Genomic DNA, 13478 nt, shown 5'->3' with positions numbered 1-13478 from the left:
AAACAAAAAATCCCGCACCTTCCAGTGCGGGATTTTTATTTAATGAAATAAAATTACAGCGGTTCAAAATTATAATTTAAACCCAATGCACAGCTTATCTACATCCGTGATGCAAGACCTTTTTCATCACCACGCAAATCACCGATAATTACAGACAACTTCTCAGCCAGAACAGTCAGTCCCGATATAGCCTTTGTAGATTCAGTTACAGCATCAGCTGAATCGGACGCAAGCTGAGTAACCTCAAGAACAGCTCTGCTGATCTGTTCTGATGCGATTGATTGCTGCTGTGTTGATGCAGCAATTCCATCAATACGTCCTGAAACATTATCTGAATGAGCCTGAATCTTTTGAAAAACCTTTACGGAATTTCCCACTTCCTGATTAGCAGAATCCACAAAAGTCAAAGTTTTCTTAACACTGCTGACATTTCTAAGCGCAGCTTCCTGAATGGTGACCACACGGTCCTCAACCTCTTTGGTCGCCAGCATTGTTTTTTCCGCCAGCTTTCTTACTTCATCAGCAACAACTGCAAACCCTTTACCGGCCTCACCTGCCCTTGCAGCTTCAATTGCAGCGTTAAGCGCCAGAAGATTTGTCTGGTCCGCAATTTCATTGATAACACCGATGACGTGACCGATAGAGTCGGTATCTGTTCCCAGCTTAGCCATGTCAGCCTCCAGAACAGAGACATTTTCTGCCACATTTAATATCGATTTCTCAGCACGCTGTACCACAACGATTCCGTCCACAGCTTCACCTCTGGCATCACTGGCTGCAATTGATGAGTCACCGGCATTGCCTGCAACCTCAACAACTGTGGCGTTCATTTCTTCCATGGCAGTGGCTGATTCAGCCATTCGTTCCTGTTGCTCAACAGCACCTTTGGCAATAATTTCTGTTCTGGACTGTAATTCCTGTGAAGCGCTCACCAATTCACTGACCACGCCGTCAGCTTTTACTGCGGCTTCACCCATCTTTCCAAGAAGCGTTTGAACATACTCATGCTGTTTCACAGCTTCATCACGTGCGGCTTCGGCAGCCTCGGCCTGAATAACAGCTCCCTTCTCCATCTCCTTCGCTTCATCGATAAGAGATTTCAGTTTGGAAATCATCCCCACCATTACATTTCGCAAATCATCCAGCTCTGCTGTAAAATCTCCCTGCGGCTCTTCATCAAGATTTCCTGCCGCAACACCGTGGGCAAAAATAATCAAACGCTTAAGCGGGTCAGTTACAGAGAACATTACCCATAACAGCAGTCCGAGAATTGCCAGAGCGACAAAAATTTCAATTCCGATAACAATGTTTTCAGTAAGCTTGGCATCATGCTGCGATTTTACAGAGCTCTCCTTTGCGATTCCTCCATACACAGGTTCAAGAGCCAGTGCGACTTTGATAAGATGATCTGTCTGTTTAGCTACTTCTTTTTCTGACTGCACATATTGATGAAACGCACTTAAATATTCATCAAGAGCGTCAATCTGCTCAGCACTTTTATCTGTCTGGTCATGATCATGAATAAAACTGCGCAGCTTAGATGCATTTTCATCAATTAATTTTAAATATTTGTCCTCACCACGAATAATGTAGTTCTTTTCATGACGGCGCATTTGCAGGAGAAGGAATTCAAAATCAAGACTCTGTTCATTTTTTTCAAAAGCCTTTTCCATATTTCGTGCGCTTAAAATAAAGTGCCATCTAAGTCCGTCATTCATGGTCAGACCTATCCGCTTGGACAAATCAATAACCACAGACATCGCAGCTTCATAATCATCTAAAAGCTTAAGGGCATCATTACAACGTTTATTCATTTCAGGTTGCAGCATCGGTATTTTATGCAGAACTTCCTCTGCTCTTTTTGCATATATCAGGGTCTTCTTTGCAAAAGATTCTTCCTTGCGCAAAAGAAAATTTTTCTCATGCCTTCTGGCCTGCAGAAAATCAGACTCGCCCTGATTAGCCAGTAATTCAATTTGTCTGGTCTGCTCTACAAGTATCCCGCCGTAAAAGTTCACTCCGAAAATACTGGACAACCCTAAAAATACAAAAATTAAAACTAAAAAGAGTTTCCCTTTAATACTCATAACAACCCTCCTGCTTCATTGCTTAATTATAAACATCAAGCATTTTTGCAAAGAGCATACCTATTTTTTATTCAAATATTTTAGGGTATTAATACGTATAATTGTGCAAAAACTATCTAGGAGGGCGAAATTAATCTCGCAAAATGTTTGAAAAGATAAATCGCAAATACAGTCTGGCAGATATTTTTAAATCTTAAGAAACACCTTTACTATTCAAAAAATCTCCAGCTTCCTGATCCAGCCCCAAAGTATGGGTTGTCAGCCAGTCATTTAAGAAATCCAGCAATTCGAAAGAAATTGTTGCATTGTCATTCCTAAATTCATTTTGAATATCAACCGCCTGACTTGTAAGGTCATCATGAACTTTTTTATGATTTTCATATCCTGAAAAACCCGTTTCCAGAAACAGTTTTTCCTCTGTAGCAAAATGCTCCACAGTGTAGTCAATCAATTCGTCAAGGATCGTTGACTGCATAGATTTATCCTCTCCATTGATAACTGATTCGTGAAGACGATTAAGAAGGTCAAACAACCCCATATGCTGTTCATCGACATCTGCCACATTTATTTTGTACTTATCCTCCCAGTCAATAAAAGCCATTTCCATACTCCTTTTTAAAAATTATACTGAACTTACGCCAGTCCATCCCGCGCCGGGAGGAACACGAAGAAATGTACTGCATCTCTTAATATAAATCGGCGGAATACTATCTTCCGGACATGCATCAGCACATATTTTAAAAACATCCAATGCCTTTTGAAAATCTCCCTTCTTATACAAAAGAAGCCCCTGTTCCATCAGATCTTTCATCTCCGATTTTGCTTTTCTTACCTCAGGGGAATCATTATCAAAAACTTCATATAAAACGACAGGATGCTCTTTACCTTTTACTCTAACCGTATCAATTTCTCTTATGCAAAATGATTCCGGATTCTCCATATTTTCAAGAGCAGCACCGGTAACGACAATGCCGATTTTAAACATTTTAGTTACGGATTCAATGCGTGCGGCAAGATTTACAGCATCACCGATAACAGTTGCCTGCATTCGATAGGTAGTGCCCACGGTTCCAAGTGTTACCTCTCCGAAATGGATACCTACACCAATATCCACCCTTTCCTCATCATTTTCTTCCCTATCCTGGTTAAACTTAGCAAGCTGCACCCGCATATCTACAGCCGCTTTCACAGCATGATCCGGCTTTTCCTGAAACAAAGCCAAAAGGGCATCACCATGAAAAGAATCAACAAAGCCTCTGTTCTGTGAAATTGCGGGATTAATTGCTTGAAAATACTGATTCAGAAAAGAAAGCACTTCTTCAGGTTCTCTTGATTCGGAGATGTGGGTGTATGACCTGATATCACTGAATAAAATCCCCATAATCATACGCACATTACTTTCCAGTGTGATGTCGCGGTAGCGTTCTTTCTTCAGGAGGTGCAGAAATTCACGGGGAACAAAACGTTCATATGATTTGGTCATTTCCAGAACAGATGTTTCAGTCTTTGCCTTGGAAAAACGTAACCGGCTGAGAGCGATACAAATTGCTGCCGCCACAAATATCAAAACCACAACAAAACCCAGAATATCCTGAAATACTTTCCGGGTACTGACAGTTATAGACTCCTCAGGGACAAATGAAACTATTTTCCAATTTCCGGCATCACTTATGATTTGCACAGACGAATCATTTAGCTCGCTGCCTATTTTTACAGTAGCAAAGGAGAACAGCCCTTCGCCATTTACTACCTGACCAGAATCATCATTCTTAACCCTAGTCCATAGATGCGGAAAACGAGTCTGAAATTTATCATCAGCCCTGTCCTTGATCATAAATCCCCAATTTTTCTCAGGGTTGGGACTGAATAAATAATAACCGTCTTTATTCAGTAAAAACAATTCTTCTCCCAGATTACTGTCATTATTTTTTAAGGATGACAAAAGCAACCTGCCGAAATAGTTAAGTATAGCAAGGCCTCTTCGCTTGCCTTCAGCATCAAAAAGAGGCGTTGCCATTCTGATCATAGGCTTAACAGGAATTTCAACTTTGCCATTCTCAATATTTAGGTCCAGCGGCGAGACATATACCTGATTTTTTTTAAGATCTTTGGCTCTAAGAAAATATTCTCTCATACCGACAAACTGAAGCTTATTATCCGGTGCAACCACCGGAACTCCATCATTATAATTTATACGTACCACTTCCATCCCGTAGCGGTCGACAAGGCGTATCTGATCATATTTCTTTTTGATTTTCGACAGACTGAGCAGATCGGCAAGGCTTTCAGAAGATATAATACCAGTAAATGCCTCGGTTACTTCACTTAAACTTGCCAGATATAGAATCTCTGAGACAGGTTCTCCAAACTCAGCAAGAATGAGTTTACGGGCAGAATCAACATGTTCCTTTATGTGGGTTCTTATTTCACCTTCAACTTCATTGGCTTTATAAAAATATAAAACAAACGCACCACCTATCAAAAGTGATGCTGCTATAAAAAAACAACCGATACACTGTGCTGTAATTCTAAACCTAGTCTGAGAATTTAAACTATTGGGCATTTCAGTCATAACCTGCTTCGGGTTCAGTCTTATTTGATTCTCATGATAATTCCATAAAATATAATTTTCTGTCCATGCTTTTAATATTTTTCCTACCTGCGATAATAAATTCGCTATCAGCCTATACAGACAGCTACTTCTAAATCCCTCAGTTAATATTTCTATATAATAGATTAGATAACAATCTTGTTACAAATGTAAAATTGATATACTATTTAAAGAATCCCAATGTATAGCTAAGAAAATATGTATTTATTCATGTAATTTATTTTCACTACAACATGGAGTTCATATGAATTTTTTGCATAATTATAAAATTAAAACAAAATTTTTGGGAAACATCTTAATAGTAATCACACTCTTTGCAGCAGCTCTTGCATTTTACCATTTCGCTTTGACAAATACTGAGTCAGGTTTCAATGAAGTTCTCAGCGAAGAAATACACATCTCAGAACATGCAAACAGTGCAGAAGTGGCTATGCTAAATGCACGCCGCAATGAAAAAGATTTCATTATTCAAAAGGACATGAAGTTCCCTCCTCTTGTGAAAAACAATATAGATAAAATAATCCTGATGATGAACGAATTAGGTGATGATGCGGGGCTGGCAGGGCTGCATAAAATCAAAAATTTATCAGAAGCCATTATTAAAGATGCTGTCGTTTACCTGAAAACATTTAATTCCGTTGTAAAAAATTATCAGACTATAGGGTTGACTCATAAGTCCGGATTGCAGGGAGATTTAAGAAAGACAGCACACAATATTATGACAAAAACAATTGAATATTCTGTTGATGATCTACTAATCAGCTTATTGCAAATGCGCAGGTATGAAAAAGATTTTATTTTAACCAAGAATTTAAAATACAAACAAAAATTTATTCTATCCATGAATAATTTTAAAACAGTCTTAGACAGCAGTTTGTGCAAACCGGAAGTAAAAAAAATTCAGCTTACAGCTTTTACTTCTTACAGAAAAGCAGCAGAAAAAGTAATAAATGCTGTAACTGTGGAACAAAAAAATACCGCGTATCAAATTGTAAGGTCATCAGCACATGATATTGAAAAAGCAATCGACTCAGTGCTCGTCCCCGATGCGAAGTCTTTAATACTTGAGATTAGGCGAAATGAAAAAGATTACTTTTTGCGTGGCAGTGATAAGTATGCACAGGCAACTCTGAATGCAATCAATTCACTACTGACTGCATTTGAAAAATCGACAATTCTGCCGGAATATTTAGAAGATATTAAAGCCGATTTAAAAATCTATCAAAATAATTTCATGGCTATTGTTGCTGAAGATAAAAAAGTATCATCGAATACTCTTGCTATGCGCAATGCAATCCATGATATCGAACCGAAAATCAAAGAAATAAACAATGTCGCAAAAATCGCAATGGAGAAACAGACAGCAACCATAATTGCTGATGCATCAATGTTTTCAGAGACCGCTCTATTTACCGGAGGAGTTGCTCTGCTGGCAGGATTCATCATTTCACTTTTTATAACCAATTCCATAACACGTCCTTTGCAAACAGCAGTAACGACTGTCGAAAAAGTCGCGGATGGTGATCTTGATCAAAAAGTGGCTTCATCCGGCAAGGATGAAACCGGGATGATGCTTAAAGCAATGGGCGCAATGATAGGAAGACTGCGTGATGTTGTTTTCAGTGTTAATGCAGCTGTCGAAAATATAGCATCCGGCAGTCAGCAACTGGCCTCTACATCTGAAAGTTTATCTCAGGCAGCAACCGAGCAGGCTTCAAGCATTGAAGAACTGTCAGCATCAATAAGTGAAATAACTTCATCTATTGAGCAAAATGCCACGAGCTCAAAAGAGACAGCAAGTATCGCAAATGAAGCAGCCTCTAAGGCCACAACCAGCGGAGAAGCTGTCGGACAGGCTGTAGGTGCTATGAAGGAAATAGCCGAACGGATTACCATCATCGAAGAAATTGCACGCCAGACTAATCTGCTGGCTCTTAATGCGGCGATAGAAGCAGCCAGAGCCGGTGAGCACGGAAAGGGCTTCGCCGTTGTAGCTGCTGAAGTCCGCAAGCTGGCTGAACGCAGTGGACAGGCAGCAGGAGAAATCAGCGAACTATCCACAAAAACGGTAGGAGTAGCTGATAATGCGGTCACGATGCTTAACGAACTGGTCCCTGAAATTGAAAAAACTTCTGAGCTGATCAATGAAATCAATGCAGCCTGCGTAGAACAGAATGACGGTATTAAACAGATAGAGATTGCTGTATCTCAGGTTGAAATAGCTACACAGTCCTCAGCATCCGCTGCGGAGGAAGTAGCAGCAACATCTGAGGAATTATCAGGACAGGCTGAAAGCCTGCGACAGATGATGACCTACTTCAAATGCGACGGCAGCAATACCATGCTTATAGAGAAGACTGCTCAGGAGGCATTACCTGCAGCAGAATCAGACATGGATGAATTTGAACGTTTCTAAACAGAAAGAGGGTTAACCTGAATTCAGGTTAACCCTCTTAATTTACTAATTTCAGCCTAAGGTCATTAATATTTATGACTTAGTGTCAAATCTAAACAGCAAGAGCCAACCTATCTAAGAAAAAGACTTTCTGATCCGATTCAATCTCTCCTGCAACGTCTTTATCTCCACAGGCTTTGGCAGATAGTCATTCATACCGACATTAAAAAAGAGTTCCTTGTCTCCCTGCATAGCATAGGCCGTCATGGCGACAATATATATATCCCTGTTTTCGTCTCCAGCCAGCCCCTGACGAATAGCTTTTGTTGCTTCTATACCATCCATAACCGGCATCTGAACGTCCATGAACAATGCATCGAATCTATCTGATTTCAAGGCTTCAAGGGCCTGTAGACCATTCTCAACAGGAACAGTATGGCAGCCAAAATTCTCCATCTGCTTTTGTGCGGCAAGACGGCTGACATATTCATCTTCCACCAGCAGAATGCGTAGAGGCTCCAGGGAGAGAGTATGCTCATCCGGCTCTGTTGCAGGAGGCGCAAAATCTTGATCTGCGTTACCGAAAAGAACAGTGAAATGAACGACTGTCCCTTTATTTTCCTCACTTTCCAATGAAATTACCCCTCCCATCAGGCTGACAAGACGCTTGCAAATGGAAAGCCCGAGGCCGGCCCCCTGATGCATGCGTGTATAGCCTTCGCAGGCCTGCGAAAAGGGTACAAAAAGATCCTGAACTTTTTCTTCCGGTATCCCTATTCCGGTATCGCTGACAGAGAATAGGATCTTCACCGTATTTTCCTTTGAAATAGGAAGCTTATATGCCTCTATGATTATTTTTCCATGATCGGTAAATTTCAGGGAATTTCCCAGCATATTAGTGAAAACCTGTTGCATACGGACAGCATCGCCCATGACGTAACGCGGGACATTGGGATTTATGTTGAGAATGAGCTCTACTCCACTCTGACTGGCCACAGGGTAATACATCTCCTTGAGCTGTTGCAGAATCTCTACCAGATCAAGTGTATCATAACTTATATTCAGTTTGCCGGCTTCCACCCGTGAAAGATCCAGAATATCTGAAAGCAGGCTTGTAAGTCTTCTGGAAGACTGAATTGCCATTCTAACATATTTTATTTGTTCATCTTCCAGATTACTGCTTTGAAGTAATTGCATCATTCCCATAATACCATTCAAAGGAGTTCTGATTTCATGGCTCATATTTGCCAGAAATTCAGATTTACTGCGATTCGCCATTTCCGCCGCTTCTTTGGCTTTAATCATGGCATTTTCAGTATCACGTTCCTTGGTAATATCATGAAAAACACAATGAACCTGCTGAAAACTCCCGGCTGGCGAAGTAGCAATACGTGCGTTGAAAGTCACCAGAATCTCTTCCTGATTCTTTTTCAACATTCGCAGTTCAAAACCTTTGAGTTCGCCTATGGCGTTAATCTTGGAGAACTGGTTTGTAAAATAATTCCGACAGGCTGGATGTAAAATACTCGCAAAAGGTTTGCCTAGAATATCTTTAACCGTATAGCCGGTCGTCTCCGTGAAACGCCGGTTTACATCAAGAAATTCACCGAAACCATTCAAAGATTGATATGCGATAGGAGCATCAGTGTAGAGAAGGCGGAAGTGCTTCTCGCTTTCTTTAATGACTTGCTCGGCCTGTTTTTGTTTAGTTATATCACGTGCTATGACCAGAATGACTTTGTTTTCACTTAGATCTACCAGACTGCAATGAATTTCAATTGGAATATGAATTTTGTCAAAGGCAATAAACTCGGATGAAACCTTCACTTCACGAGTGCGGGCAATGCTACTCAAAATCTGCACTGTGTCATGTTCGTCCAAAATATCTTTAAGAGATCTGCCGACTAAAGACTTCGGATTATATCCGAGAATACGATGCGCCTCAGGATTTGCCTCAAGAATATCACCGTCTGTATCAAGGATTAAAATTGCGTCATTAGCACTGTCAAAAATAGTTTTATATTGTCGGTCCACAGCCATAAGTCTTTGGCTGGTAGCTTCAACTTTGGTGGACAATTCGTCCCGCTCATGACGCAGTCCTTGCTCTTTGTGGTGTACCTTAAATGCTACGTTTACTTTGGCAATCAGCTCATCAGTATCGATAGGACGGGATATGAAATCCAGCGCACCTGCTTTCAGCCCCTGTACGCGCATGGAAGGAGTAGACTGATGTGCTGTAATCAGCAGAATAGAGATATCCTTATAATCAGGATTGGCCTTGATGCTTCTGCACAGCTCAATTCCATTTTTACTCGGCATCTGAACATCAGAAATTACGACTCCTACATCCAAGCCGATTTTCTGCATGCCTTCTTGAGCCCCCAATGCACTGATGACCTGAATATCGGGAAGAAACTCATTGAGCAGCTCTTCCAGAATAAATAAGTTTTCCTTCTGATCATCAATTATAAGGATTGATTTCCTCATGCACATCACCTCAAGACTTTTGCATTAACCATTTAAAAAGCATTGCACGCAAGATTTCCACATCATAAGGTTTGGTCAGCAGTCCGTCACACCCTGCGGACATAATCTTTTCTTTATCACCTTTCATTGCTCTGGCTGTAACAGCGATAACAGGTATGTGTTTCAGATCATCAGAGCTCTTGATGGCAGCAGTAGCTTCCAATCCGTTAATGCCCGGCAACTGAATATCCATGAGCACAATATCAGGCATGATTTCGCGAATTTTTTTCAAGCCGCTTTCACCGTCGTATGCAACATGAAGCTCTCCTTGAAAATCATCCAGAATAGCCTTCAGGGTAACTATATTGTCCTTATTATCCTCCACCACAACAATGGTATTTCCTTTCCCGAACGGGTCATTAGATCCAGCGTCCGGCAATTCCACTTCCCAGAAATCATGTTCCGGCAAATTCACGCAATCAGGCTGCATGATACCCTGAACTGATGTAAGGATAAGTTCTTTAAATAATTCCCTGTCCAGAGGTTCTTTACGGTTAAACTGCCTGACGTTCTGTTTTTTAAGAATATCAAGATCTTTATCGGTTAAATCTCTGCCGGTGAGAACTATAACAGGAGTATTTGCAGTTTCAGATTTGGAACTGATAGTTTCAAATAAATCAAAAACACTGAAACTTGAGATCATTAAATCAATCAGGATAAGATCAGGTTTTGTCAGCTCTACTAATTGCTCTGCCTTTTCAGCACTTGCGGCATGACTCATGCGTAATCCAAGTTCCTGTAGAAGCCCCGCTATCTGCATGGTTGCAATATCATTATCTTCGATGACCAGAACATGTGCCTTGCACTCGTTTTGTTTGGACGGTTCAGGTATTTGCAACCGGATGTTATCCAACCCGTTCTCTAACTTTTGCAGCAGTGTTTTGACATCAAGGTCACCTTTCTGGACGATAGATCTGCTCCTATCCAAAAGCTTCTTGTGTTCCTCAGAGCTGAGATCCTTGGCAGTAACTATTATCACGGGCAGATAATTAAGCTGTGGAAGCCGGTCTATTTCCTCCAGTACTTGAAAACCGTCCATTTCCGGCATCAGTAAATCCAGAGTCATGGCGTCAGGAAGCAGGTTTACCGCCTTATCTACTCCTGACCATCCGTTGTCCGCTTCTATGGTAGAGTATCCCGATTCCTCCAGAATATTAGATATTATAGCGCGATCATTCTCATTATCATCAACAATTAGAACCTTTTTTATAGGAGCCTGCTTTTTGAGCTTATTTATCTCGAAAAGAAGCTGATGTTTGTCGACAGGTTTAGTTAAGTGGCTGGTTGCTCCCAGAACATATCCTGTAGTAGTATCATCACTTATTGATACTACTATAACCGGAATATCCATTGTAGACGGATTACTCTTGAGCAGATTCAATGTTTCCCAGCCGTCCATTCCGGGCATAAAAATATCCAGAGTGATACCCACTAGAGAATTACTGGCGGCTAAATCCAAAGCTTGCCTGCCGTTATCTGCCTCGATAACATCGTAGCCGGCATTTATAAGATGATCCGTGATTATTTCGCGCGACTTTGGATCGTCATCAACAACCAGAACCGTATTCATAGACTTTTCATTTTTTTTATGGCTGACTTCTAACGGAGTTCTCTTTTTCTCTTTATAATTGCTAAGCCGCAGAGGAAGACGCAGGATAAAGGAACTTCCACGACCAAGTTCAGAAACAACTTCCAGATCACCTTCAAGGGCTATGGCCAGTTTTTTACATATGGCAAGCCCAAGTCCTGTCCCTTCATGTCTGCGGGATGTCGATCCGTCCACCTGACGAAATTCATCAAAAATATCTTCCTGATCTTCCGGGGCTATTCCTATTCCAGTATCTTTCACATGCAGTACCAGATGGTCATCCTCAGTACCAAGCTCGACTTCAATAGTTCCTTCATCTGTGAATTTTATGGAATTAGACAACAGATTCAACAATATCTGCCTGATCTTATCCCTGTCTGAAAGCATGCTCTGATAACAATCTACTCTGGTTATGAAAGATAAAGATTTATCCTCTGCCATGGGCCTTATAGTTGCGGAAACCTCTTCCAGCAGCTCGGCCGGTATAAAACTGGAAAGGTAAACTTCCATACGTCCGGATTCAATCTTTGAAAGATCCAGGATATCATTAATCAGCGAGAGCAGATGCTTTCCATTCCTCTCAATAACATTAAGGTATTCGGCCTCTTTTTTTTCATCCCTGCCGGTTCCCTTGATCTGCATCAGTTGAGATAGTGCCAGAATACTGTTTAGCGGAGTACGCAGCTCATGACTCATATTAGAAAGAAATTCTGATTTAAGACGATCGGATTCCTCGACCTGTACCTTTTTCACTTCCAATTCATTTTTCTGCAAACTCAAAAGATTTGCCTGCAACTTAAGCTCTTCCGAACGAATGCTTAGTTCTTTGTTACGTAATTCGATCTCTTCCTTTGCTTTGCGGGCAATCTCACCGGCTTTAGTAAGTTCTATATTCTGTACACGAGTTTCATCATAGAGAGCATCGATCTCTTTACGCTGAATTATGGCATTGAGTGCAGTGGCTATATTATGACTGGCAGTCTTCATGAATGCCTGCTCGATAGTTCCTAATTCATGAAATGAAGTCAGCTCTACAACTCCCAGAAGTTTGTCTGCGAAAATTAATGGATAAGCAAAAAGGATGTTGGGAGAGGCAGATACGGTTCCAGACTCAATCAGCCCTTCATCAGGAGTCACAACCGTCAGTATTCTAGGACTGCGCTCCTTGGCGACCTGCCCGACAATCCCGTCACCGTCAGCAAATTTTCTGGTAAGCTTATTACTTTCTGCCATGGAATAAGAAGCCAGCATTGAGCTGCTCTTTTCTTTATCATTATAAAGAAAGAAAGCCCCTGTACCAGCTTGCATACGGGTGGCGAGAAATTTTAAAATAGATTCTGCAAATAACTCAAGCGACGAAACAACAGTCAGTTCATCATTAAGTTTATTCAGCCCCTCTCGAAGCCATAATTGACGGGACAGTGATCTGATAAGGTCATTGAAACTGACAGCCAGTTTAGTCAGTTCGTTATCACCTATTACTGAAATTTCTTTAAAATTTCCGGTCTCAGTTATGGTGGACACCATTGATTGGAGGTCACTTATCCGCCCTATAAGATGTTTAATTAATGTTGAGCTTACAAAATAAAAGAACAATACAAGCAGACCAAGCACAATAATTGTATTTGTAGTAATATTTCTTTGAACTTTATTAGCTTCATTCATGAAGCCATCTGCTTTTTTCCGGGCGTAAGCTGTTAAATCACGCATATTGAGTTCAATGGTATTAACGAGTTCAGCATTCTCCAGTTTAAATATCTGTACCCCCTCTTTCCGTTTTCCATCACGAATGAGAGATAAAATTTGAAGCCTTAGTTTTTTCCACTGAAAAAAAGTTTGACGGGCTTCAGCCTCAATCTCTTCTCCCCGCTCCCCGAGTATATAGTTTTGCACTATGTTAAGCTGATCCAGTACGTCCTTCTCTTCCTGCTGGATACGATCCATTTGCTCCTGAAACTCAAACACATTCTTTGAAACTATGATATCCTGCATCAATCCCTGTATGCGGATAACCCCTTTATGTGCTGACTGAGCTGCATTAGAAACTCTGAGGGGGTGTTCATACAATGTTGTCGTAAGATTTCCCAATGTATCCATTTCTATCAGTATAAAAATACCAAAAAAAACCAGAGCGATAGCGATAGCAATAAACGAAGCAATCAATTTTGATTTAATCGTCCTGCGGTCAAGAAATTTCATAAAATCTCCACTATTTATGAGTATATGTTTCTTGAGTAATCGTAATAGTAACCCCAATATATTCGATAATTA

6 protein-coding genes are annotated in these 13478 nt (G+C 40.8%); 1 reads left to right on the top strand and 5 read right to left on the bottom strand.

Going from position 1 to position 13478, the window contains the following annotated elements; genetic code table 11:
• Positions 1 to 98 precede the first annotated feature (98 nt).
• From H589_RS0100130 to H589_RS20190, 3 genes are all read right to left on the bottom strand, one after another.
• Positions 99 to 2087 carry a methyl-accepting chemotaxis protein gene (locus H589_RS0100130; RefSeq protein WP_027720149.1) on the bottom strand — a complete coding sequence of 663 codons (1989 nt, stop codon included), beginning with the start codon at positions 2085 to 2087 and terminating at the stop codon, positions 99 to 101.
• 193 nt (positions 2088 to 2280) lie between these two features.
• The gene (locus tag H589_RS0100125; RefSeq protein WP_027720148.1) at positions 2281 to 2688 is read right to left on the bottom strand and encodes a bacteriohemerythrin; all 408 of its coding nucleotides are present in this window, start codon (positions 2686 to 2688) and stop codon (positions 2281 to 2283) included.
• 21 nt (positions 2689 to 2709) lie between these two features.
• Positions 2710 to 4650 (bottom strand): adenylate/guanylate cyclase domain-containing protein, encoded by a 1941-nt coding sequence (locus H589_RS20190; RefSeq protein WP_169433093.1) that lies wholly within the window; start codon positions 4648 to 4650, stop codon positions 2710 to 2712.
• A 292-nt stretch (positions 4651 to 4942) separates the two neighbouring features.
• On the opposite strand from H589_RS20190, the gene H589_RS20185 reads away from it, so the two are divergent.
• A complete protein-coding gene (locus H589_RS20185) occupies positions 4943 to 7114 on the top strand; it encodes a methyl-accepting chemotaxis protein (protein ID WP_051249544.1) in 2172 nt (723 codons plus the stop codon).
• A 114-nt stretch (positions 7115 to 7228) separates the two neighbouring features.
• On the opposite strand, the gene H589_RS20180 is transcribed toward H589_RS20185, so the two are convergent.
• Together H589_RS20180 and H589_RS0100105 are read right to left on the bottom strand one after the other, a co-directional pair.
• Positions 7229 to 9580, bottom strand: coding sequence for a response regulator (locus H589_RS20180; RefSeq protein ID WP_027720147.1), 2352 nt, complete (start codon positions 9578 to 9580; stop codon positions 7229 to 7231).
• 10 nt (positions 9581 to 9590) lie between these two features.
• Positions 9591 to 13406, bottom strand: a complete 3816-nt coding sequence (locus H589_RS0100105) for a response regulator (RefSeq protein WP_027720146.1) — start codon at positions 13404 to 13406, stop codon at positions 9591 to 9593.
• Between the last annotated feature and the right edge of the window lie 72 nt (positions 13407 to 13478).

Source organism: Maridesulfovibrio zosterae DSM 11974 (assembly GCF_000425265.1).
GTDB lineage: Bacteria > Desulfobacterota > Desulfovibrionia > Desulfovibrionales > Desulfovibrionaceae > Maridesulfovibrio > Maridesulfovibrio zosterae.
Note: the sequence above shows the minus strand (reverse complement) of the source record. Positions and strands in the feature narration are given on the sequence as shown.